The organism is Bacillus sanguinis, from assembly GCF_018332475.1.
In the GTDB taxonomy this organism is placed as follows: domain Bacteria; phylum Bacillota; class Bacilli; order Bacillales; family Bacillaceae_G; genus Bacillus_A; species Bacillus_A sanguinis.
The window spans coordinates 1-23,891 of the sequence record NZ_BOQB01000153.1 but is presented as its reverse complement, the minus strand read 5'-3'; the positions used below and the strand labels follow the sequence as shown (position 1 = coordinate 23,891).

At 36.8% G+C, this 23,891-nt stretch carries 21 protein-coding genes and 3 other annotated features; of the genes, 4 read left to right on the top strand and 17 right to left on the bottom strand.

Annotation, left to right across the window (positions count from 1 at the left end; all coding sequences use genetic code 11):
- Window positions 1-21: 21 nt before the first annotated feature.
- The 12 genes from srtB to zapA all read right to left on the bottom strand — a co-directional run bounded on the left by srtB (window position 22) and on the right by zapA (window position 14,975).
- Window positions 22-786, bottom strand: coding sequence for a class B sortase (gene srtB / locus KI369_RS17190; RefSeq protein WP_212956725.1), 765 nt, complete (start codon window positions 784-786; stop codon window positions 22-24).
- A 31-nt stretch (window positions 787-817) separates the two neighbouring features.
- Window positions 818-1,588 (bottom strand): ABC transporter ATP-binding protein, encoded by a 771-nt coding sequence (locus tag KI369_RS17185; protein WP_212956724.1) that lies wholly within the window; start codon window positions 1,586-1,588, stop codon window positions 818-820.
- Complete coding sequence (locus KI369_RS17180; RefSeq protein WP_001036835.1) at window positions 1,578-2,561, bottom strand: FecCD family ABC transporter permease; 984 nt, start codon at window positions 2,559-2,561, stop codon at window positions 1,578-1,580. The genes KI369_RS17185 and KI369_RS17180 overlap by 11 nt, the downstream gene beginning before the upstream one ends.
- Window positions 2,562-2,588: 27 nt before the next feature.
- Entirely contained in the window at window positions 2,589-3,470 is an 882-nt protein-coding gene (gene isdE, locus KI369_RS17175; protein ID WP_212956723.1) for a heme ABC transporter substrate-binding protein IsdE, read from the bottom strand.
- 69 nt (window positions 3,471-3,539) lie between these two features.
- Window positions 3,540-6,101 (bottom strand): NEAT domain-containing hemophore IsdX2, encoded by a 2,562-nt coding sequence (gene isdX2 / locus KI369_RS17170; protein ID WP_212956722.1) that lies wholly within the window; start codon window positions 6,099-6,101, stop codon window positions 3,540-3,542.
- A gap of 19 nt (window positions 6,102-6,120) precedes the next feature.
- Window positions 6,121-6,828 carry a heme uptake protein IsdC gene (gene isdC / locus KI369_RS17165; protein ID WP_212956721.1) on the bottom strand — a complete coding sequence of 236 codons (708 nt, stop codon included), beginning with the start codon at window positions 6,826-6,828 and terminating at the stop codon, window positions 6,121-6,123.
- A 498-nt stretch (window positions 6,829-7,326) separates the two neighbouring features.
- Window positions 7,327-8,652, bottom strand: a complete 1,326-nt coding sequence (gene brnQ6, locus KI369_RS17160; RefSeq protein ID WP_212956720.1) for a branched-chain amino acid transport system II carrier protein BrnQ6 — start codon at window positions 8,650-8,652, stop codon at window positions 7,327-7,329.
- A gap of 114 nt (window positions 8,653-8,766) precedes the next feature.
- Window positions 8,767-9,017 (bottom strand) — a binding site (T-box leader).
- A 108-nt stretch (window positions 9,018-9,125) separates the two neighbouring features.
- A complete protein-coding gene (locus KI369_RS17155; RefSeq protein ID WP_212956719.1) occupies window positions 9,126-9,815 on the bottom strand; it encodes a 23S rRNA pseudouridine(2604) synthase RluF in 690 nt (229 codons plus the stop codon).
- A gap of 195 nt (window positions 9,816-10,010) precedes the next feature.
- Entirely contained in the window at window positions 10,011-12,371 is a 2,361-nt protein-coding gene (locus KI369_RS17150) for an endonuclease MutS2 (RefSeq protein ID WP_212956718.1), read from the bottom strand.
- Between the two features lie 19 nt (window positions 12,372-12,390).
- Window positions 12,391-14,109: a DNA polymerase/3'-5' exonuclease PolX gene (polX, locus tag KI369_RS17145; protein ID WP_212956717.1), complete on the bottom strand. Its 1,719-nt coding sequence runs from the start codon at window positions 14,107-14,109 to the stop codon at window positions 12,391-12,393.
- A 55-nt stretch (window positions 14,110-14,164) separates the two neighbouring features.
- Window positions 14,165-14,704 carry a CvpA family protein gene (locus KI369_RS17140; protein WP_000565409.1) on the bottom strand — a complete coding sequence of 180 codons (540 nt, stop codon included), beginning with the start codon at window positions 14,702-14,704 and terminating at the stop codon, window positions 14,165-14,167.
- Window position 14,705: 1 nt separating this feature from the next.
- Window positions 14,706-14,975 (bottom strand): cell division protein ZapA, encoded by a 270-nt coding sequence (zapA, locus tag KI369_RS17135; RefSeq protein ID WP_000082701.1) that lies wholly within the window; start codon window positions 14,973-14,975, stop codon window positions 14,706-14,708.
- A 124-nt stretch (window positions 14,976-15,099) separates the two neighbouring features.
- Here zapA and rnhC point away from each other — a divergent pair, with 124 nt between their 5' ends.
- The 3 genes from rnhC to KI369_RS17120 all read left to right on the top strand — a co-directional run bounded on the left by rnhC (window position 15,100) and on the right by KI369_RS17120 (window position 16,686).
- Window positions 15,100-16,035 carry a ribonuclease HIII gene (gene rnhC, locus KI369_RS17130; RefSeq protein WP_212956716.1) on the top strand — a complete coding sequence of 312 codons (936 nt, stop codon included), beginning with the start codon at window positions 15,100-15,102 and terminating at the stop codon, window positions 16,033-16,035.
- A gap of 116 nt (window positions 16,036-16,151) precedes the next feature.
- Complete coding sequence (locus KI369_RS17125) at window positions 16,152-16,421, top strand: hypothetical protein (protein ID WP_212956715.1); 270 nt, start codon at window positions 16,152-16,154, stop codon at window positions 16,419-16,421.
- A 13-nt stretch (window positions 16,422-16,434) separates the two neighbouring features.
- Entirely contained in the window at window positions 16,435-16,686 is a 252-nt protein-coding gene (locus KI369_RS17120) for a hypothetical protein (RefSeq protein WP_212956714.1), read from the top strand.
- A 40-nt stretch (window positions 16,687-16,726) separates the two neighbouring features.
- Here the strand turns inward: KI369_RS17120 and KI369_RS17115 are convergent, their stop codons facing one another.
- The 5 genes from KI369_RS17115 to KI369_RS17095 form a co-directional block, all read right to left on the bottom strand.
- A complete protein-coding gene (locus KI369_RS17115) occupies window positions 16,727-16,861 on the bottom strand; it encodes a YuzL family protein (protein ID WP_000039592.1) in 135 nt (44 codons plus the stop codon).
- Between the two features lie 93 nt (window positions 16,862-16,954).
- Window positions 16,955-18,346 carry an asparagine--tRNA ligase gene (gene asnS / locus KI369_RS17110; protein WP_212956713.1) on the bottom strand — a complete coding sequence of 464 codons (1,392 nt, stop codon included), beginning with the start codon at window positions 18,344-18,346 and terminating at the stop codon, window positions 16,955-16,957.
- A gap of 52 nt (window positions 18,347-18,398) precedes the next feature.
- Window positions 18,399-18,650, bottom strand: a binding site (T-box leader).
- Between the two features lie 135 nt (window positions 18,651-18,785).
- Window positions 18,786-21,206 (bottom strand): phenylalanine--tRNA ligase subunit beta, encoded by a 2,421-nt coding sequence (pheT, locus tag KI369_RS17105; RefSeq protein WP_212956712.1) that lies wholly within the window; start codon window positions 21,204-21,206, stop codon window positions 18,786-18,788.
- Between the two features lie 18 nt (window positions 21,207-21,224).
- Window positions 21,225-22,259 (bottom strand): phenylalanine--tRNA ligase subunit alpha, encoded by a 1,035-nt coding sequence (pheS, locus tag KI369_RS17100; protein WP_000388217.1) that lies wholly within the window; start codon window positions 22,257-22,259, stop codon window positions 21,225-21,227.
- Between the two features lie 43 nt (window positions 22,260-22,302).
- Window positions 22,303-22,531 (bottom strand) — a binding site (T-box leader).
- Between the two features lie 48 nt (window positions 22,532-22,579).
- Window positions 22,580-23,377 (bottom strand): TrmH family RNA methyltransferase, encoded by a 798-nt coding sequence (locus KI369_RS17095; protein WP_001986644.1) that lies wholly within the window; start codon window positions 23,375-23,377, stop codon window positions 22,580-22,582.
- An 82-nt stretch (window positions 23,378-23,459) separates the two neighbouring features.
- Here KI369_RS17095 and sspI point away from each other — a divergent pair, with 82 nt between their 5' ends.
- Window positions 23,460-23,669: a small acid-soluble spore protein SspI gene (gene sspI, locus KI369_RS17090; protein WP_000009509.1), complete on the top strand. Its 210-nt coding sequence runs from the start codon at window positions 23,460-23,462 to the stop codon at window positions 23,667-23,669.
- The last annotated feature ends 222 nt before the right edge of the window (window positions 23,670-23,891 follow it).

Below are 23,891 nucleotides of genomic sequence, written 5' to 3'. Positions count from 1 at the left end.
TTCTCATATTCTATACTTTTTTTACTGTCTTTTTACTAGTTTCGCATGCACAACTAACCTTCCTGCTTCCGGATCAAGTGCATAGTCACACGTCGAAAGTGTTACGATTTGATCACTTGCTGTCAATTTTGTATCCGTTTTGTACAGCGATTTTTCTTGAATTTCCTCCAAAAATGATGTGTATTCCGTATTATTGCTAAAATCCGTTTCAATGTAATAAAATTCAGTTGTTGTTGTATACACCGAGAACACTTCAAGATCATACCCTTCAAATAATGTATCGTAATATAATTTACGATGTGACATGAAGAACTCTTCATCTAACATTTTCTTTAAACTTCCAAACATAGAACCATCTTTCATACGGTGACCGTATAAAATAGTATTTCGATTTTGAGATTTCACATCATTACGATAGTCCATAAAGATGCTTCCTGCTCTCATATCTTCACCTTTATAATTACGAAATAAATAGTAATCATTGTCTTTCGCTTGAACGATTGGATAATTAATTTGTGTATCGTCCATCGTAATCCATCCAACTATTTCTTGGTTAATTTGTTGCAGAGCTTTGAACTGTTTACGCACTTCCCCGTCTTGTGATTGCTCTTCCATCGGACTTTTCTCATAAATGTTTCGTGCTTCGGCCATTACTTTACGATTTTCATAGTAATCCATGAAAATATCACCTAATTCATATACTGAATAGAAAAAGGTACCTAAAAAAACAACTGTAAGTATTCGTTGAAAAAAAGAATTTTTCTTCCGTTCTTTTTTACTACTCAAATTATCACCTCAAAACGGATTGTTCGCATATTTAAATACCCATTGGGACCATATACAACCCTGTATCTTCATCTTGTTTTACAACAACATCTACACCGTATATCGTCTTTATCATACTTTCTGTCACAACGTCATCCGGCTTACCTTTCGTAACAATCTCGCCATCTTTCATAACGATAATATGATCACTATAGCGAATCGCCTGATTAATATCGTGTAATACCATAACGATCGTCAATCCATGCACTTCATTTAACTCTTTTACTAGCTCTAATATTTCAAGTTGATAATAAATATCTAAATAGGTTGTCGGTTCATCTAAAAAGAGCATTGGTGTTTTCTGAGCTAACGTCATAGCAATCCAAACACGTTGTCTTTCTCCACCAGATAAAGCGTGAATCTCTTTATCACGTTTACTTAGCAAATTCGTACATGCTAAAGCTCTTTCAATCGCTTCTCTATCTTCATCAGTTTGCGAGGAAAAAATATTTTTATGAGGCATACGACCAAAACTTGTTAATTTCTCTACCGTCATATCTGCCGGCGCTTCATTTTGTTGATGGACAACAGCTAACTTTCTAGCAAACTCTTTCGGTTTATATTGGCTAATCGCCTTCCCATCCAGTATTACCTCTCCGCTACGAGGATCGTGATTTCTGGACATCACGCCAAGTAATGTCGATTTCCCGCAACCGTTTGGACCAATAATTGTTGTAATTTTACCAATTTCTATTTCACTACTAACCGACTTTAATCGATCCGTTATATTATCATACGAAAAGGTTACATTTTTAATTTCCATGAACTTTATCACTCTTTCTAAGCAAGAATATTAAGAATGGGCCACCAATAACTGCCATGATCGTCGCCGCTGGAATTTCGTTAGGTGGCACGATTAACCTTCCAATCGTATCCGCCGTCAAAATTAATAACGCCCCTGCAAGAGCAGAAAATGGAATTAATACTTTATGATCTGAACCGACTAGTTGTCTTGAAATGTGCGGAACGAGTAATCCTACGAAAGCAATAACACCTGCAATCGCTGTTGATACTGCTGCTAAAAGTACTGCAATAGCAGAAATAATAAGACGAACTCTCGTCACGTGTAAACCTAAGTTTTTCGCAGTCTTATCTTGTAGCGATAATAAGTTACACCAAGCTCCTACAAACAGAGCAAGAATAAGACCAATTGTTCCATACGTAACCATTATTTCTACATCACCCCACGTCTTCATCGTTATATTAGAAGTCGTCGTTTGCTTAATACTCTTAATGAAATATCCGCAAATCGTAATGAACGATTCATTTAATCCAGTAAACATCGCATTAATCGCTATACCAACTAAAATAATGCGAAGTGGACTTAAGCCTGACTTCCATGAAAATGCATAAACGAGATAACATGCAAACGCACCACCTAAAAAGGCGAATACTGGTGTCCAGAAAAAGAATTGCGGGAATAACGTAATAATAACAAGCGTCATAAAACTTGCTCCAGAAGATATCCCGATTACTCCAGCATCAGCAAGTGGATTTTTCATAACAGCTTGAAAAAGCACACCTGAAACAGCCAGAGCTGCTCCAGTAAATAGTGCAATAATAATACGCGGAAAACGTAAATCTTTAATCACTTCAACGTCTTCATTTCCCCCTGTAAATATTCCTTGTACAAGCTCAACAATACCTACTTCTAAACTCCCTTTCATCGCTGACAATGATGTCATAACAATAAGCAATGCAGTAACAATGAGGAAACTCCAAGTTTTTTTATTCATTCCACTCTTCCTTTATATTAAAATGCATCACGGATACATCATTTTTTTCAATTCATCTAACGCTTCACTTGCTGCTAAATTGCCTGTCGTCCCAAATAAACGCTCTTCTAAATCGTAAACACGGTTATTTTTAACTGCAGCGAAGTGCTTCCAAATGTCATTTGTTTTAAATTCTTTATCAAACATTTTTACAACTTCATCAGGCATACCATGAGCTGCTCGTAAAATAATATCTGGATCAGCCTTCTTTAAATACTCTGTATTAGAAGCTAAATATTCTACTTGTTCACCTTGCACAATATTTTTACCACCTAGTTGTTTCACTAAATCTCCAATGTAAGAATGCTCTGTTGCTACTAAATAACTCCCCGGTACACCTAATAAAATAAGCACTGTCGGTTCTTTCTTTCCCTTTACTGCCTTTTTAATCTCTGCAACCTTGTTATCTAACTTCGTAACAACGACTTCGGCCTGTTTTTCACGTCCATATTGCTTACCTAAATTACTAATGGAATTTTGCATGTTTTTTAAACTAGTTAAGTCTACAAAGTTCGCTTTCATGCCTACACCATCAAAAACTGGCTTTAATTCATATTCAAGTGTTGTCACGGATAATACTTCTGACGGCTTTAATGATTTTACCTTTTCCATATCAGGACTCATCGGATTCCCGACTTCAGGTAAACCTTTATATCTCTTTGGTAAATCTTTCGTACTTGTCGGAACACCAACTAAATCTACTTCTAACGCATCCATAATTTCAGTAACAGCAACTGTCGTTGCAACAACTCTCTCTTTACTCTCACTCTTCACCTGTTTTGCTGCTTCTTTTTTGGGCGCCGAGCATCCAGCTATACTCACTAATAAAATGATAGCCATTAGTACACTAGCAATTTTCTTCACTCTCAATCACCACTCCTTTCCAAACAATATGAAACAAGTCTTGATGCACGCGAACACGCATCAAGACTCCAAAAATTACAATCTACCTGCTCTATATTTACGAACTAGTAAAGCAAGTGATCCAAGCAGTAGCACCATGTATAAACCTAATTGTGCTGTATCGGCCGTTTTTGAGTTTTTCTCTTTTTTCGGATCATTTTTTTGACCTTCTTTTTTCTTCTTATCATCTGCATTTCGGTTAAAATTAGGATTGTCTACTTTTTTTACATTATCTACTTTCGGTGTAATCACTGGATTGTTCGGATCATTTTTTGGATCCTCTTTAATCGTTCCTAACGCACCAATATTATTTGTATCAAATTGAATTTGGACATCGTAGAAATGGTGGTAGTTCATTTCGTTGATATCTACTTTTACTTTTGCATTTAATTTTGCAAATAAATCACTTACTTCAAATTGCACTACTCTCGTATTTGCATTTTTATCTTCACTCACTAGTTTTGCATCAGCAAATAAACCATCTTTTTCTGTTTGGAATTTCGTAATCCACGCACTATTTTTCAGCGTCATCTCAATGTACTTTTTACCATCTTTAACGATTAATTTTGCTGGATGTACAGTATAATCATGCATCTTTGAAAGCTCATTTGTTTTATCTTTTAACACTTTAAATGGAATATCATATTGACCATCTACTAAATTTTTTGGATCAACTATTACTTTTGGTGTATTATTTCCACCTTGGTTATTGTTTCCGTCTTGGTTGTCGTTTCCGCCTTGGTTGTCGTTTCCACCTTGGTTGTCGTTTCCACCTTGGTTGTCGTTTCCGCCTTGGTTATCGTTTCCACCTTGGTTACCTAAAGCTTTAATACTATTTTCATCAAATACAAATTGAATGTCGTAGAAATGGTGATAATTCATTGCATCAATATCTACTTTTACTTTTGCATTTAATTTTTTCGATAAATCATCTACTTCTAACTCTACTACTTTTGTATTTTGCTCTTTATTCTCACTTAACACTTTTGCGTTAACAAAAGAACCATTCTTCTCAAACTCAAATTTTGTAATCCATGCACTATTCGTTAATGTGAATGATACATATTTTTTACCATCTTTCACTTTTAACACGCCTGGACTCTTCGTGTAAGTGTTCATCATTGAAATTTCTTCTGATTGATCTTTTAACGCTTTAAAGTTAATGCTGTATTCGCCGTCTTTAATTGTTTCAACATTCGGCTTCTCTACCTCTGGTTGCTTTTCTTCGTTTTTAATTGGCTCAAGTTGATCTTCATTAAATTGAAGTTGTACTTCATGCGCTTGTTTATAATTTCTTGATGCCACTTCAATAAATACTTTTGTATTTAACTTTTTTGATAAATTATCTACTTCGAATTCTACTACTCTTGTATTCTTCTCTTTATCTTCACTCATTACTTTTGCATCAACAAATGCACCATCTTTTTCTGTTTGGAAATTTTTAATTGATGCGCTATCTTTTAACGTTACAACCGCTTTTTTCTTACCATTTTCTACTTTTAATACTGCTGGGCTTACCACGTTTTCTTTCATTCTAGATTCTTCATCTGTCTTATCTTTTAACACTTTAAATGGAATGCTATAATCTCCATCTTTAATTGTTTCAACCTCTGGTTTTTCTACTTCCGGTTGTTTCTCTTCGTTTTTAATTGGCTCAAGTTGATCTTGATTAAATTGAAGTTGTACTTCATGTGTTTGCTTATAATTTCTTGATGCCATTTCGATAAATACTTTTGTATTTAACTTCTTAGATAAATCATCTACTTCAAATTCTACTATTCTTGTATCTTTTTCTTTATCTTCACTCACTACTTTTGCATCAGCAAATGCACCATCTTTTTCCGTTTGGAAATTTTTAATTAATGAACTACTTGTTAGTGTTACAATTGCCTTTTTCTTACCGTTTTCTACTTTTAATACTCCTGGATTTACCATGTAAGTATTCATCTTAGATTCTTCATCTGTTTGATTTTTTAACACTTTAAATGGAATACTGTACTCTCCATCTTTAATTGTGTTAGAATTTGGTTGTTGATCTGGGTCAGGCTTTTGGTCGGGCTTCTGACTTGGATCCGTAGTTTCATTAGGATCTGGCTTATTAGCTGGGTCCTCTTTTTCATCTGGTTTTTCTACATGAATTGGTGTAATGCTATTTTGATCAAATGCAATACGCACATCATAGTCATGATGATAATTTAAAGAATCTATGTCTACTTTTACTTTCGCATTTAATACTTTCTGTACATCGTCCACTTCAAATTCTACTACTCTTGTATCTTTTTCTTTATCTTCACTAATTACATTTGTCGCAACAAACTGGCCATTTTTTTCTGTTTCAAATTTTGTAATCCATGAACTATGTTCTAACGTAAAGGATACCTTCTTCTTCCCATCCTTCACTTTTAAAGTTCCTGGACTTACAGAGTATTGATTCATCATAGATTCTTCATCTGATGTGTCCTTAAGAACTTTGAAACCGATTGAATATTCACCGTCAGCTAGTTGACTTGCTGCTTGAACTGCAAGTGGTTGTAATGTTGATACGAATGTAAATATCATTAAACACATCGCAACAACAATTTTAAGATATCTATTCAATGGAATACCGCTCCTTTATTTAGTTTTGACGTAATTTACGAATTAAGAAAATACCTGAAATAAGAATTAACGTTGCAAATAATCCGATGCGTGCTTCATCACCTGTTTTTGGGTTATCTGTTTTTTCAGTTTTTCCACTTTCATTTGTTCCTTTACTCGCCTCTTTATTTGCTTCTTTACTCTCTTCTTTCTTCACTTCTTCTTTTACTTGTGTATCTGTTTTTGTTTGATCATTATTCTTTGTTACAGTAGTTGCTTTATTTTCTCCACCTACCGCTTTTACATTTGCATCAAACGCAAAGCGAATTGTGTAGTGATGGTCATAGTTTACGTTTGGTACAACAACGTGAATTTTTGCAGCTGCTGGTTTAGATAAATCATCTATTTTAAACTCTACAGTTCTTTTATCTGCTGATTCATCTTTACTAACAACTTTTGCATCAACAAAATTCCCGTTCTCAGGTGCTTTAAATTCTGTAATCCAAGCACTATGATTCATCGGAATTTGTACTCTCATCTCACCATTTTTTACAACTAACTTAGCTGGTTTTTCAAAATAATCATTTGCCATTGAAGCTGAATCATTTTCCGCTTTTTGAATGACATAGTTAATATCATACGTACCGTCAGCTAGTTGTGCTGAAACTTTCCCATATGGCATAACAAGAAAAGCTAGCATACATACGAACGTTATAATAAAAGCGGGTAATACAGAAATCTTTCTCATTTGGCTTACTTCCTCCTCGTTTATCCTTCATCCATAATTTTTGAAAATGATAATTATTCTCATTTTATAAGAAAAAAATAATAATCCTCTATCACTATTTAATTGTAATTTATTTATGTAATGTAGATATTACTGATTATCATTCTCACTGCATGTTAAAAATAATATCCCTCTCTATTCCTTATAAAGAGCGATTCACATTTTCACATAAGTCTCTATTTCTTTTGTTGATTATCATTCTCAATGAAACTCAAAAAAAATAACACTCACCATTCTCTTACTCTATCACCTCTATCTACAAAATGATATCGTTATAGAAAACCTTATACTTTTCACTCCTCACTTTCCTTCCAATATTTCCACAACTAAGTCAATCTTAGCCTAATGCTAATTTTTTTGTCAACTATATTACGTATAAAATTTTTAATATCCAAATTTCCCTATATGAAATTTTTTCTACAAAAAAAGAGGCTTTCTTTCATAGAAAGCCTCTTTTCACTATTTTTCTACAGCAACTTCTTGCTTTTGAAACAAAGAAATGACATATCCAATTACGATACCTACTAGAGCAGGAACTAACCAACCAATCCCTACACTATATAACGGAACTTTATTTAAAATGGGTGCTAATGCCGCAATCTCAAGATTCGCATTGTGTAACCCATCAAAGAAACTAATCATGAATGCTCCTACAATACCACCTACATACATTATTAAAGGAAGACGAATATAGTTTTCAACAAGTGATAATACAATCAGCACGATACCAATTGGGTAAATTGCAATTAAAATCGGTAATGCTAATGCATTTAACTGAGTTAATCCAAGATTCGCTACCATAAATGCTAATACACAGAAAATGAAAACAACTTTTTGATAAGAAAGCTTCGGTAATAAGGAAGAAAAATATTCCCCACAAGCTGCCACAATACCTACAGAAGTTGTTAAACATGCTGCTGAAATTGCGATTCCTAATAATAAAGTTCCGTAACTACCAAATAAATGATTTACAACGTTTGTTAAAATAATGCCTCCGTTTGCTCCCATTCCAAGAGAAACACTAGAAGCTCCGAGGTAAGCAAGTGCTAAATATACAAGTAGTAAACCGAGTGCTGCAATAAATCCTGCAAAGATTGTTACTTTCGCAATGCTGTTCTTATTTGTAACACCTTTTGCTTTTAAAGCATTAATAACAACATTTCCGAAAACAAGTGCTGCAAGTCCATCTAAAGTTAAATATCCATCAATAAATCCTTTAAAGAGCGGAGCACTATACGCTTCTGTCGGTGTACCAAATTCTCCAATTGGTGCAATAAGTGCTTTCACTACAATAATTGCAATAACAGCTAATAAAATTGGAGTTAATACTTTACCGATGCGGCCCACTAATTTCGATGGGTTTAAAGCTAAATAGAAAGTTACGGCAAAGAAAATGAATGTAAAGATAACAAGTGGATACGATTGACCAGCTATGTCACTTGGTAAAAACGGTGCAACACTCATCTCATAAGCAACAGTTCCTGTACGCGGAACACTTACGAATACGCCTAAGCATAAATAAATTGCAGTGATAAAAACTAGTGCAAATATAGGGTGTACACGCCCTGCTAGCTCATTAATATCTCCCTTTAGAGCGATAACGATAACTCCTAATAAAGGTAATCCAACGCCTGTTACGATAAAACCAAACAATGCGATCCATACGTCTGTTCCAGCACCTTGCCCTAACGCTGGTGGGAAAATCATATTACCTGCACCGAAAAATAGTGCAAACAACATTAAACTTATTGCAAACATCTCAGAAAACTTTAAAGATGATTTCATTTCTACTAACCTCCTAAATAATTTATTAACAAAATATTCTGAATTAAAATCCGTCATATGTCCTCTTTCAAGCATACTTCCCCGTAAAAGAACGCAAAAAACACCCGTCCCTAACAAAGGGACGAGTGTTGAAATCGTGGTTCCACCCTTATTCTAATAAAATGAATTTATAACAAAATAAGCTCATTTTATAGCTCGTGTAAATTGATAACGGTTTTATCCGCCAAGAATTACAATGCATCATGCAGTTCACTCTTGAAGTTTAGAGGTGGTAAATTTGTCTTTCCGTATTAGGAAGCTCACAGCCTAGGCTTCCCTCTCTGAGAATCGTAAAAAACAACTCATGTCCTCATCATTACTTTTATAAAATATCTTGTCGAAACTTGTTGTTTTTTATTATATGGGCTATTTTTTAAAAAATCAATAGTTTTATTTTTTCTGACAAAAAAATATAGGGAGAAAATTTCCTCTCCCTATAACTGCCCTATTAATATTTCTAATTCCTCAGCTGTAACGCTCCGCCATTTTCCCACTTCTAGATCATCTAGCTCTATATTCATAATGCGAACTCGCTTTAGCTTTGTTACAGTAAACCCGAAAGCACGGCTCATTCTACGAATTTGCCTGTTCATTCCTTGCGTTAAAACGATACGAAATGTAGACTGATCAACCCTCGTCACTTTACACGGCTTCGTCATTCCATCTTTAATCTTTACACCGCTGGACATCTCATCAATAAACCAATCCGTAAAAGGTTTATCAACAGTAACGATATACTCTTTCTCATGCTCATGATCACCATGTAAAATTTGATTGGCAATCCCGCCATCATTCGTTAATAAAATAAGTCCTTCCGATGCTTTATCTAATCGTCCAACAGGAAAGATACGCTCTGGGTAATTGATATAATCAATAATATTATCTTCAATATGCTCAGCTGCTGTGCAGGTAATCCCAACTGGTTTATGAAAGGCGATATACACCTTTTCCTTCTCTTCTTTTGCAATAACCTGTCCATCAATCGTTACAACATCACCATCATTAACAAGTGCACCGTGCGTACATATTTCGCCGTTAATAGCCACGCGTCCTGCTTTAATGAGACGGTCTGTTTCGCGTCTTGAACAGGACTTTGCTTCGCTTATATATTGGTTGATTTTCATAGCTTATTCCTTTTCATATATATTAAAAGCGTCAACCTATGGCAATATCACTCTGCCACGATTGACGCTCGTTTACTTCGCAAAAACAACTAAATAAATAACCCCAATCACCAAAAATATTCCGCAACAAGCTAACAATACTTTTGCAAGTTTGTCCATAAACATATAATGGTTTCCCCTTTGTTTCGTTGTTTTCTATTTTAATTCGACAACTGTTACGCCTAGGCCTCCCTCGCCCATGTCACCGTAACGGAATGTTTTCACACCGCGATGCTTCTTCAAGTAATCTTGTACACCTTGGCGAAGCGCTCCTGTTCCTTTACCGTGAATAATTGATACGCGAGGATAGCTTGCAAGCTGGGCATCGTCTAAGTATTTCTCGACGCGCGCCATTGCATTTTCAAATCGTTCACCACGAAGGTCAAGTTCTAATGAAACATGATAGTCTCTACCTTTTACTGTTGCAACTGCTTTTTTCTCTGTTTGTTTCGGTGTGTTAATGTATTCCATGTTAGATTCTTTTACTTTCATCTTCAGAATACCGATTTGTACACTCCACTCTGTATCACTTACTTTTTCAAGTAATTGACCTTTTTGACCGAATGTTAATACTTTTACTTCATCACCTGCGCGTAATTGTTGTTTCGGCGCAGTGTTTTTCACGTTTACTTTTTGTTTCTTCACAAGCTCTGGTGCTGCGCCTTCTAGACGGCTCTTCGCTTCAATTAGCTCGTGATCTTTCACATTTGCAAGCTGAGCTTTACGCAATTGACGAAGTTCTTGAATAATGCCTTCTGCTTCTTTCTTTGCAGCTTCGACTTTTTCTTCCCCTTCTTTTTGCGCTTTTAATAATCGTTCATCACGATCTTCGTTAAATTCAATGATTTGACGTTGTAAATCGCGATGAAGTTTTTCAGATTGCTTGCGAAGTGCTTCCGCTTCGTTCCAGTCACGCTCTGCGTTCTTTTGACTTTCTTCTAACTTCGCAATCATATTTTCAATTTTGTTTGTATCTGTACTAATGTGATTACGTGCTTGATCAATCACGCGATCAGATAATCCAAGGCGTTTCGAAATTTCAAAGGCATTACTACGTCCTGGTACACCGATTAATAATTTATACGTTGGGCTTAACGTGTTCACGTCGAACTCAACGCTCGCATTAATCACTTGTTCACGGTTATATCCGTATGCTTTTAATTCTGGGTAATGCGTCGTAGCAACAACGCGAGCACCGCGATTACATACTTCATCTAAAATTGAAATGGCTAGTGCAGCCCCTTCTTGCGGGTCTGTTCCAGCACCTAATTCATCGAATAAAACTAAGCTTTCGAAATCAGCTTTTTCTAAAATATCAACAATATTCACCATATGTGAGGAGAACGTACTTAAACTTTGTTCAATCGATTGCTCATCACCGATATCAGCAAAGATATGTTTGAATACACAAATCTCTGACTCATCCATTACTGGAATATGAAGGCCAGATTGCGCCATTAATACACAAATACCAACTGTTTTCAGCGTAACTGTTTTACCACCTGTATTCGGTCCTGTAATAACAATTGTCGTGAAATCTTTCCCTAACATAATGTTATTTGGCACAATAATTTCTGGATCGATAAGTGGATGACGAGCTTGTCTTAAATCCATATAACGCTCGTTATTTACGATCGGTTTTGTCGCTTTAATTCGCTTCGCATAGAAAGCTTTCGCAAATATGAAATCAAGATTTGCAACTACTTCTACATTTGATAAAACGATATCAGCTTCTACTGCCACTTCTTCTGTTAACATCAATAAGATGCGTTCGATTTCTTGCTTTTCTTTCACACGTGCTTCTTGAAGCGCATTATTTAATTCTACAATGACTTGCGGTTCAATAAATAACGTTTGTCCAGAAGCTGATTGATCGTGAATAATACCGCCATATACGCCGCGATATTCTTGTTTTACTGGGATTACGTAACGTTCGTTACGAATTGTTACAATCGAGTCAGACAGCATCTTTTGCGCGTTTGAAGAACGCGTCATATTTTCTAACTTTTCACGAATACGGCTTTCCGCAGTACGAATTTGAGTACGAATACCACGCAGTTTATCACTTGCGCTATCGACTACTTCACCGCCATCACCGATACAATTTGTGATTTTCTTTTCTAAATCATATAAAGATACAATTTGAGCGACATGAGTTTCTAAAATGGGAAGCTCGACACCATTATCAACCATATCTTCAATAAAACGTTTCATATTGCGACTACCATACATTGTATTCGCAATATCAAGTAGTTCATTCGGACTTAACATACTTCCAATCTTTGCACGCTTCACATTTGAGCGAATATCCGTAATGCCACCTAATGGTGCACTACCTTTTAAACGAATGACTTTCGCTGCTTCATCCGTTGTATCTTGCATCTCTACAATTTCTTCAAAATCAGTGCTCGGCACTAAATTCTTTACTTTGTCACGACCAAGTGAAGATGCTGTATGTTCAAGTAATTGTTCTTTTACTTTATTGTATTCTAATACACGCAACGTTCTTTCTAACATGTTGCAGGTCCCCCTTGTGTTACTTATTACGTTTAATATAGTCTAATAAACGTTCAATATCCCACGTGTTAATCACGTTATCTTTTTGAATCCAACCTTTACGTGCTGCTGCTACACCTGTTTCCATATCTTCTAACATTTCAAGTGTATGAGCATCCGTATTAATCGCTACTTTTACACCAGCATCTTGTGCTTGTTTTAATAATTTTGCGCTTAAATCTAGACGGTTTGGATTCGCATTTAATTCTAAAACTGTATTTGTTTCTTTTGCGAGTTCAATTAATAAATCTGTATCTACATCATAACCCTCACGGCGTCCAAGAAGACGTCCTGTCGGATGAGCAATCATTGTGACATGCTTATTCTCTAGCGCAGCACGAAGACGTTTCATGATTGTTTCACGGTCTTGTGAGAAGCTAGAGTGAATCGCTCCAATGACATAATCTAATTCAGCTAATACTTCATCATCAAAATCAAGCGAGGCATCCGGTAAAATATCCATTTCAATTCCGCGTAAAATTGTAATGTCTGGATACTTTTCGTTCATACGTTCAATTTCTTTCGCTTGTTCACGAAGGCGCTCTTTCGTTAAACCGTTCGCTACTTTTAAATATTGAGAGTGGTCGGTAATTGCCATAAATTTATAACCGCGAGCACGACATGCCTGTACCATTTCCTCAATTGAAAAGGCACCGTCACTCCACGTTGTATGCATATGTAAATCACCTTGTATATCAGAGAACTGAATTAAGTTTGGATACTCTTTAATTAATTCAATTTCTTTTCCATCTTCACGCACTTCTGGCGGAATAAACGGCAGACCGAAATGAGCAAAGAATTCCTCTTCTGTTTCAAATGTCTTCACTTCACCTGTTTCTAAGTTTTCTACACCGTACTCACTAATTTTCTCGCCTTTATCTTTTGCGATTTGACGCATTTTTACGTTATGGTCTTTGGATCCTGTGAAATGGTGAAGAGTTGTAATAAACTCTTCTGGTTTTACTAAACGGAAATCAATTGAAATATCATATTCATATTGAAGACGAACAGAAACTTTCGTATCCCCGCTCGCGATTACTTCAATCATATTATCAAATTGCAGTAAATACTCACGTACTGCCGCTGGTTCTGTCGTTGCAATGATAAAATCTAAATCCTTCACTGTTTCACGAACACGGCGCAAACTACCAGCGCGAGAGAAACGAATTACTTCAGCAATATTCGACAATTTCTCCTCTATTTCCCCGGCAATAGGCAATACCATCGCGATTGGTAAACGCTCTGGACGAGACCCTACTTGATCGATTGCTTCTAATATTTTTTCTTCCGTCTTCTTACCGAAACCCGCTAAAGCTTGTACTTTATTTTCCTCACAAACAGCTTTTAACGATTCCATATCAACAACACCAAGTTCTTTATATAACTTGGCTACCTTCTTACCACCAAGGCCTGGTAGTTTTAATAGCGGTAATAAGCTACTTGGCACTTCTTGTTCAAGCTCTTGTAACACTTCAGATGTTCCCGATTCTATATATTCTTGAATAACTGCTGCTGTTCCTTTTCCAATGCCCGGAATCTTCGTGAAATCTTCAATCTCAGAAAGACTACGATCATCACTTTCTAATGCTGCTGCCGCTTTACGAAATGCAGATATTTTAAATGGATTCGCGCCCTTTAATTCCATAAACAGACCGATTGTCTCTAATAATTTAATAACTTGTTTTTTATTTACTTTCATCATTACCCCGCCTTTCTTTCATAGAAAAAAACTCCTCTTTCCGAAAAAAGAGAAGTTATACTCTGCTGCCTGTCTGCCATAGTTCCTTCACCTTTTCAGAGAGAATCGGTGTATCGTCTACAATTATTTTGCTAATTGATGATTTTTGTAATGGTGTTTGTACTTGTTCAATCGGAAGAATGTTTCCAATGATAATTAAGACAAACAAAATAATATACACTTCTAAAAATCCGAGGATTGCCCCCGCAAACGCATTGACTTGCTTTAAAACCGGTATTTCTGCAAACATATTTAACAAATTACCAAGTAATGAAAGTGCAATTTTTGTAATAATAAACAATATGATAAACGCAAGCGCTTGATAAAATACTGTCTCAATATTATTTGCATCAATCCATTCTGGAACAGATACGTTTTTATCAAATGGATACGGAATAAATTTCGCAAGTGCTGGCGCTAAATCTTTACAGTACCAGTATGCAACAAGGTATGCGATAATAAAGCTTGTTAACTTTACAAGTTGCAGAATAAACCCTCTGCGTAAGCCGAGGAAAAATCCCATAACAAGCAGTAAAATGATAATAATATCAATCATGTTATTCCATTCCTTTTTTGGTCATACTTTCTTTCAATTTCTCATGTTCTTCTTTTAATTTTATGTAATCGTGTATGACGTTTACCGCCGTCAATACCGCTAATCTACTCGTGTCAAGCGAAGGATTCTTGGCATTGAGTTCGCGCATTTTATCATCCACAATCGCTGCTACCATGCGGATATGACTTGTACTTTCATCGCCAACAACTGAATATTGTTGACCATAGATTTCTACATTAATTCGACTTTTCTTTCCCTTTTGTTGTGACAACTCACCGGCCTCCAATCACGTACAGAATCCTAAAGTTTATCATACCATGAACCATCATATTATGGAAACAGAAAGAACAATCCGATATGATAAAAATAACAATATAAAAAAAGGAGCGACCATCTTGTCAAATTCTATCGTAATACAAACAAGTACTACAGTAATTGAAGACATGAAACAACAATATAAACAAGCGCTTAGCCCAAAAACCCCACAAGGCGGAATCTTCATGGCAAAGGTGCCATCTTGCACGATTACAGCTTATAAATCAGGAAAAGTAATGTTCCAAGGTGGACGTGCTGAAGCAGAAGCTTCTCGTTGGCAATCTGTCTCTCAAACACCGAAAACAACTGTAAAAAAATCTGTCGATTCACACCGTTATGCACCGCCTGCTTCCATCGGTACAATGTCTATCGTAGGATCAGATGAAGTTGGTACTGGTGATTTCTTCGGACCGATGACAGTAGTTGCTGTATATGTCGACGCTAAGCAAATTCCACTTTTAAAAGAACTTGGTGTAAAAGACTCTAAAAACTTAAATGACGATCAAATTACTGCCATTGCGAAACAACTTCTACACGTTGTTCCTTATAGCTCTCTCGTTCTTCATAATGAAAAATATAACGAGCTATTTGATAAAGGAAACAACCAAGGTAAGTTAAAAGCTCTACTACATAATAAAGCTATTACAAACTTATTAGCTAAAATGGCACCTACAAAACCTGAAGGCGTCTTAATCGACCAATTCACACAACCTGATACATACTACAAGTATTTAGCAAAACAAAAACAGGTACAGCGCGAAAATGTTTATTTCGCGACGAAAGGCGAAAGTGTCCATTTAGCAGTCGCCGCTGCCTCCATTTTAGCTCGTTACTCATTTGTAAAACAATTTGACGAACTAAGTAAAAAAGCTGGTATGCCCCTTCCAAAAGGTGCTGGTAAACAAGTTGATATCGCCGCTGCTAAATTGATTCAAAAGCTTGGTAAAGAACGATTACCTGAGTTTGTGAAACTGCATTTTGCTAATACGGAGAAGGCGTTTCGCTTATTAAAATAGTATCGACAAAAACAGGAGCCTACAAACTCCTGTTTTTTGTTTCATCCTACTATTGTCCTTATAGTTTTGTTACAATGTAAATATACAGATTATTCTAACATAGGAGGAGATTCCCATTGCTACTTCTACAAATGATTCTAAATATTTTACTAGGTGATCCACACGAAAGACAGTTTGAAATTAGAGAAAACATTCAGCTACTCAGTGAGCAACGAGAGTTCAACGATTTAATAGAGCGTTATGGCCGATCTTTCTTATTAAACTTTCGGATTCGAAGATTTATCGGGAAACACGATGCGCGCTTGTTAATACATAATCCAGCAAAACTACAGCACTTCTGTGAGGAACTTGAATATATGATTAGAAGAAAAAGATTGTTTACATAAGGAGGGAATTCATGTGAACGCTATAAAAGTTAAAAAGGTATTATATGCTTTCGTACACATCGTAGGTCCTCTTTCTTACCTCACTATTTCTACCATTTGGGGAGCTTTTTTCACTACTAAATCTACATTTGAAAATATATCTGATAATCTTGGCGTGATGGCCATCTATTACGTATTCATGAGTTTACTGTGGTTTTTCTATTTCGATCGATTAGACAAAGATGTAGATAACATTACAAAAGAAATTAACGATAAGAAGATGTAAAGCATAAAAAGGAGAGTCGTCAAAACTCTCCTTTTTTATGCTAGCTTCGTTTCTGCTTCTTATTTGATGAAGGTACTTTATGGGAACCTGTTTCATGTGTCGTCGTTCCTTGCCCTTCTACTTCTGGGGAACCAAGGCTTGATCTTGAATGATCTTTTTTCACTTTTTTACTCATTTATATTCACCCCTTCGCGTTACTTTTTGCTACGAGGTAGTAAACTATACAAAATAAAAAAGCGAGAGGAAATCCTCTCGCTTTTTTCATATTTTAGAATTCAGAAGAACCTGGAGTTCTTGGGAATGGAATTACGTCACGGATGTTAGCCATGCCAGTGATGTACATTAGGAAGCGCTCGAAACCTAGGCCGAATCCAGCGTGTTTTGTACCGCCGTATTTTCTAAGTTCTAAGTACCACCAGTAATCCTCTTCGTTCATGCCTAGTTCTTTAATTCTGTCTACTAAAACGTCCATTCTTTCTTCACGTTGACTTCCGCCGATTAATTCGCCGATGCCAGGAACTAGAAGGTCAGTAGCAGCTACAGTTTTACCGTCTTCATTTAAGCGCATGTAGAACGCTTTAATGTCTTTCGGATAGTCAGTTACGAATACAGGGCGTTTAAAGATTTCTTCTGATAAGTATCTTTCGTGCTCTGTTTGTAAGTCAATACCCCATTCTACTGGGTATTTGAAGTCAGCACCTGATTCTTGAAGCACTTTAATTGCTTCTGTATAAGTGATGCGACCGAAGTCAGAGTTAATTACGTTGTTCATACGCTCTAGAACTGTTTTATCAACGAAGCTGTTGAAGAATTCCATTTCTTCTGGCGCATGCTCTAATACGTATTTCATTGCATATTTCAGCATATCTTCTGTAAGGTTCATTACGTCACCTAATTCAGCGAATGCAATCTCAGGCTCAACCATCCAGAACTCAGCAGCGTGGCGAGTTGTGTTTGAGTTTTCTGCACGGAATGTAGGTCCGAATGTGTATACATCACGGAATGCTAATGCATAAGCTTCAGCATTCAGCTGTCCACTTACTGTTAAGTTTGTTTCTTTAGCGAAGAAGTCTTTTGATTCATCAACTTGTCCGTCTTCACCTTTTGGTACGTTGTTTAAATCTTGCGTTGTTACGCGGAACATTTCGCCTGCACCTTCTGTATCACTACCAGTGATGATTGGTGTGTGAACATGTACGAATCCACGCTCTTGGAAGAACTGGTGAATCGCAAATGCTGCGATAGAACGCACACGGAACGTTGCAGAGAATGCATTCGTTCTTGGACGTAAGTGAGCAATTGTACGTAAGTATTCAAACGTGTGACGCTTCTTTTGAAGTGGGTAATCAGAATCTGATAAGCCCTCGATATCAATTTTTTCTGCTTTAATTTCAAATGGTTGCTTCGCTCCAGGCGTTGCAATTACTTTTCCTTCTACTTTAACTGAAGAGCTAAGTGGAAGTTTTGCAATTTCTTTGAAGTTTTCTAACTCTGTATCGAAAACGATTTGAACGCTTTTGAAGAAACTACCATCGTTTAATTCGATGAAACCAAATGCTTTTGAATCACGTAAGTTACGAATCCACCCTGATACTTGTACTGTTTGACCTGCGTATTTATCTGTATCTCTATACAGACTTTTTACTAATGTGTTTTCCATAGTGAAATTCTCCTTTGCTGATATATTTAAATACAAAAAAACCTTTCATCCATAAAGGGACGAAAGGTTAAACTTCGCGGTACCACCCAATTTGTCATAAAGACCAACTTTAACTCGTATGTAATACATACTTCCCGGTTTGTAACAGGCCGGATTCCCGTCTAAGTCTACTCTTGAATACAAGATTCAATTTCGGTTAGCAACTCCAAGGTGTTCTTCACATATACCGCCTCATCAGGCTCTCACCGTCCCTGACTCGCTTTGGATTATAGTATATATTACTTTTCCTTATCATCGTCTTTCATTTTGTTAAACTAAAATTAATGTACTACATTCGAGAGAAAGATGCAAGATGCCTTAATATTTATCGGCGATTTTTATCATATATCGACAATCGTGCCATAAAAAAAATTGCCGGACTTAATCCGGCAATTTTTTATTACTTACGTAACTCCGCACCAAACTTCTCTTCTACCGTTGTTAATACACGGTTATGTGCTTCTGTTACCTCTTCGTCTGTTAACGTACGTTCTGCATCGAAGTAGGTCATAGAGAATGCAAGTGATTTCTTGCCTTCTTCCATTTTTTCACCTTCGTATAAGTCGAATAGCGTCACGTCTTTCAGAAGTTCTCCACCAGCTTCAGCAATAACTTGCTTCATTTCGCCAGCTTTTGTTTCTTTTGTTACGACAACAGCCATATCACGTGTCATAGATGGGAAACGTGGAATTGCTGCGTAGTAAGTTTCTTCTGCGTCTGCACCAAATACTTTTACAAGAGATAGTTCGAATACGAATGTATTTTTCACATCTAATTGTTTTTCTGCTTCTGGATGCAATTGACCGATGAAACCAATTACTTCGCCATCTAATACGATATCAGCTGTACGACCTGGGTGCATACCTTCACGTTTTGCTGGTGCATATGTGATTTGGTTTGAAACGCCAAGTACGTCGAATAATCCTTCTAGTACACCTTTCACAACGAAGAAGTCTACTACTTTCTTCTCACCTTGCCATGCATGGTGAAGCGCAAGACCTGTCATAACACCTGCAAGATGTTGTTCTTCTTTCGGAAGTTCTCCTGCTTCTGTTGGTAAGAAGATAGAACCTACTTCATATAAAGCAACGCTATCGTTTTTACGTGCAACGTTGTATGAAACTGCTTCTAACAATTGTGGCACTAGGCTTAAACGAAGTTGGCTACGCTCTTCACTCATTGGAAGTGCAAGGTTTACAGGCGCCTTTTCGTTAGGCTCAACCATATATTGTTTCGCTTTGTCAGCGCTTGTTAATGAATATGTGATTGCTTCATATAAACCAGCACCTTCTAAGAAGCGACGTACTTTACGACGTTTCGTTTGTGCTGATGTTAATTTACCACGTGTCATTGTTCCAGAAGGTAATGTAACTGGAATGTGGTCATAACCGTATAGACGGCCCACTTCTTCTACTAAGTCTTCTGAAATTGTAATATCAGGGCGACGCGCTGGTACATTCACATGGAATGTTCCTTCTACTTCTGTGAATGGGAATTTTAAGTTTGTGAACATTGTACCCATTTCACTTGCAGAAATATTTGTACCTAATACACGGTTTACTTTTTCAGCAGTAACAGATACTGTACGCTCTTGCACTTGTAAGTTGTCAGCTTCTACTACACCTTCAAGCGCTTCTCCGCCAGCGTATTTCGCCATTAAAGCAGCTGCGTGTTGAATTGCTTCAAACGTACGTGTTGGGTCGATTCCTTTTTCGAAACGTGCACTTGATTCACTGCGAAGACCTAAGTCTTTTGATGTACGGCGCACTGTTTGACCTGCAAAGTATGCAGATTCAATTAGAACGTTTACTGTCTCATTTGTAACTTCAGAATCTGCTCCACCCATTACACCAGCAACAGCTAAAGCTTTTGTGCCGTTTGTAATTACAAGGTGGTGCTCTTGTAATGTACGTTCTTGATCATCTAACGTTTCAAGTTTTTCGCCTTCTTTTGCTAGACGAACAACGATTTCTTTTGAACCTAATTTATCGTAATCGAATGCATGTAACGGTTGACCGTATTCCATTAAAATGTAGTTTGTAATATCAACTACGTTGCTAATTGGACGAATGCCAGCTGCCATAAGGCGCGTTTGCATCCACATTGGTGATGGACCAATCTTTACGTTCTTTACCATTTTTGCAATATATAATGGATTTTCTTCTTTCGCTTCTACACTTACAGAAATGTAATCAGCAGTTTTTTCTGCTGTTTCTTGTAAATTGATAGCTGGAAGTTTCACTTCACGGCCGTAAATAGCAGCGACTTCATATGCAACGCCTAACATGTTTAAGCAATCTGCACGGTTTGGTGTTAAACCAAGCTCAAGTACTTCATCATGTAAGTTTAAAATTTCAAGTGCATCTGCACCAACTTCAGCGTCACTTGGGAAGATGAAGATACCATCTGCATATTCTTTCGCAACTAGTTTCCCATCAATACCAAGCTCTTGAAGAGCACAAACCATACCGTGAGAAGCTTCACCACGTAGTTTTGCTTTTTTAATTTTGAAGTTGCCAGGAAGTACAGCTCCAACTTTTGCAACTGGTACTTTTAAACCTTTTGCAATGTTAGCAGCTCCACAAATAATTTGAACTGGCTCTTCTTCACCGATATCGATTAAGCATTTGCTTAATTTATCAGCTTCTGGGTGTTTTTCACATTCTAATACGTGACCAACTACAACACCTTTTACACCTTTATTTAATACTTCAACACCTTCTACTTCAATACCACTTTTCGTGATTTTGTCTGCTAGTTCTTGTGCTGTTACATCTTTAATATCTACATACTCTTGTAACCAACGATATGATACGAACATACTTATCCTCTCCTTCCCTTACGCTCGTTTAAATTGTTGTAAGAAACGTACATCATTTGTATAGAAATGACGAATGTCATCTACGCCGTATTTCAACATTGCGATACGCTCTGCGCCCATACCGAATGCGAAACCTTGATATTCTTTTGAATCATAACCAGCCATTTCAAGTACGTTCGGGTGAACCATACCTGCGCCTAAAATTTCGATCCAGCCAGTTCCTTTACAAGTGCCGCAACCTTTGCCGTGACACATCATACAAGAAATATCCATCTCTACAGATGGCTCTGTGAATGGGAAGAAACTTGGACGAAGACGGATTTCACGATCTTCACCGAACATCTTTTTCACGAATACTTGCAATGTACCTTTTAAATCACTCATGCGAATGTTTTTATCAATTACAAGACCCTCAATTTGCATGAACTGATGTGAATGCGTCGCATCATCGTCATCGCGGCGATACACTTTACCAGGACAAATAATTTTAATTGGGCCTTTTTCTTTATTATTTTCCATCGTACGTGCTTGCACAGAAGATGTATGTGTACGTAGTAACGTTTCTTCTGTAATGTAGAATGTATCTTGCATATCACGCGCTGGGTGATCTTTCGGTAAGTTTAATGCTTCGAAGTTGTAGTAGTCTTTTTCTACTTCTGTTCCTTCAGCTACTTCATAACCCATACCGATGAATACATCTTCAATTTGTTCAACAACAGCTGTTAATGGATGGTGACAACCTGTTTCAACAGGACGACCTGGCAAGGTAACATCAATTGTTTCAGTAGCTAACTTCGCTTCAATTACTGCTTTTTCTAAGTTACCAATTTTGTCGTCTAAACGCGTTTGAATCGCTTCACGTACTTCATTTACTAATGCTCCCATACGTGGACGCTCTTCTGCTGATAATTTTCCCATGCCGCGTAATACTTCTGTAATTGGACCTTTTTTCCCTAAATACGCTACGCGTACGTCGTTTAAGCCCTTTAGCTCTTTCGCTTCTTCAATAAGCTCTAACGCTTTTTGCTTTAGCTCTTTTAAACGTGCTTCCATTTGGAACCCTCCTAATTTTAAAAATAAAAAAACCTCGCTCCCAAAAAGGGACGAGGTAAATTCGCGGTACCACCCTAAATTGACAGAACAAGTCTGCCCACTCATTAGTTATAACGATCAATTCTGACCGGAACGCCTTTACATATATATGGTCCTGGCGTCAACTCCAGAGGTGAATTCACTTCCGTCTACCATAAGAATGCTTTCAGTCTAAGGCATTCTCTCCCTATATGGCGATTTTGTAAGTTACTCTTCTCTATCGACGTTTTTCGTTATTTAACTTTTAATATAATATACTTCAACTTATTATAAGAAGTTTTTTATTTGTTCGCAACTGGGCTTTGCAAATAATACGTTAAAATCCCTGCTGCAACTGCAACATTTAATGATTCTGCCCCGCCGTAAATCGGAATATACAAGTTTTGATCCGTTTTTGCAAGAATTTCTTGGCGTACGCCGTTTCCTTCATTTCCTACAATTAATGCAAAACTACCAGCTGGTGTTACTTCACCATACGGTACTCCATTTTCAAGAGCTGTTCCATATACAGGAACGTTGTTTTCTTTTAACTTGTCTACCCATTCTTCTAAGTTCCCTTTTACAATTGGTAAGTGGAAAATAGAACCTTGTGTAGAGCGGAGTACTTTACTATTGTAAACATCCACACAACCTTCTCCAAGCACAACGGCGTGAATACCAGCTGCATCAGCTGTACGAATAATTGTCCCTAAATTACCTGGGTCCTGCAGGCCATCTAATAAAAGGAATTTCCCATCAGTAAGAGCTACTTCTTTCTCATGCTTCTCACAAACAGCAAATACACCTTGTGTCGTTTCTGTTTCACGAAGTATTTTTACAATTGCCTCAGGTACGATATACATTTCCACATCATTAACTGTCCAATCTTTTGGAAGGTCTGTCTGATCTGAAACGATAAGTTCTGTTACAATTCCTGCCTTCAAAGCTTCCTCGACTAAGTGGAATCCTTCTACAAAAAATAAACCTTTTTTATCGCGCTCTTTTTTCGTTTGCAGCTTTTTCCACTGCTTTACACGCGGATTTTGTACTGAATCAATGTTTTTCATAATATGTATTTCCCTCTCTTCTTGTCTTATCATTATAGCCTATTTTTCATACATATTTACATAAAAAAGAACAAAAACTAACGTCAGTTTCAATTCTGAAGAAGAGGTGAAAGCAATGAGTTTTAATTTACGCGGTGCCGTATTAGCGAATGTATCTGGAAATTCACAAGATCAATTACAAGAAACAATCGTCGATGCAATTCAAAGCGGTGAAGAAAAAATGCTTCCAGGTCTTGGCGTTTTATTTGAAGTCATTTGGAAAAACGCTGATGAAAATGAAAAGCACGAAATGTTAGAAACGCTAGAGCAAGGACTAAAAAAATAAGCAGTTTGAAAATCACCTTCGCATAAGCCAAGGTGATTTTTAAATTACGGAAAAATTTTTCTTCTCCTAAACATTTCTACTTTACTAACGAACTATGATGGAGTACAATGTTCAAAATACATTTAAACCGATCGATTTTCTTTATAGACACCATTAGATAAAGTGAAACTTTAATTAGTGGGGAGCGGTGTTCATCCCCACTAATTATTAGTTGAACCAATC

Excerpts from the sequence above, each read along its gene's own strand:
- KI369_RS17185 (WP_212956724.1), bottom strand. The coding sequence starts at position 1,588 with ATGGAAATTAAAAATGTAACCTTTTCGTATGATAATATAACGGATCGA.
- KI369_RS17180 (WP_001036835.1), bottom strand. The coding sequence starts at position 2,561 with ATGAATAAAAAAACTTGGAGTTTCCTCATTGTTACTGCATTGCTTATT.
- isdC (WP_212956721.1), bottom strand. The coding sequence starts at position 6,828 with ATGAGAAAGATTTCTGTATTACCCGCTTTTATTATAACGTTCGTATGT.
- brnQ6 (WP_212956720.1), bottom strand. The coding sequence starts at position 8,652 with ATGAAATCATCTTTAAAGTTTTCTGAGATGTTTGCAATAAGTTTAATG.
- KI369_RS17155 (WP_212956719.1), bottom strand. The coding sequence starts at position 9,815 with ATGAAAATCAACCAATATATAAGCGAAGCAAAGTCCTGTTCAAGACGC.
- KI369_RS17150 (WP_212956718.1), bottom strand. The coding sequence starts at position 12,371 with ATGTTAGAAAGAACGTTGCGTGTATTAGAATACAATAAAGTAAAAGAA.
- polX (WP_212956717.1), bottom strand. The coding sequence starts at position 14,109 with ATGAAAGTAAATAAAAAACAAGTTATTAAATTATTAGAGACAATCGGT.
- KI369_RS17140 (WP_000565409.1), bottom strand. The coding sequence starts at position 14,704 with ATGATTGATATTATTATCATTTTACTGCTTGTTATGGGATTTTTCCTC.
- KI369_RS17115 (WP_000039592.1), bottom strand. The coding sequence starts at position 16,861 with ATGAGTAAAAAAGTGAAAAAAGATCATTCAAGATCAAGCCTTGGTTCC.
- asnS (WP_212956713.1), bottom strand. The coding sequence starts at position 18,346 with ATGGAAAACACATTAGTAAAAAGTCTGTATAGAGATACAGATAAATAC.
- pheT (WP_212956712.1), bottom strand. The coding sequence starts at position 21,206 with ATGTTCGTATCATATCGTTGGTTACAAGAGTATGTAGATATTAAAGAT.
- pheS (WP_000388217.1), bottom strand. The coding sequence starts at position 22,259 with ATGGAAGCACGTTTAAAAGAGCTAAAGCAAAAAGCGTTAGAGCTTATT.
- KI369_RS17095 (WP_001986644.1), bottom strand. The coding sequence starts at position 23,377 with ATGATAAGACAAGAAGAGAGGGAAATACATATTATGAAAAACATTGAT.
- sspI (WP_000009509.1), top strand. The coding sequence starts at position 23,460 with ATGAGTTTTAATTTACGCGGTGCCGTATTAGCGAATGTATCTGGAAAT.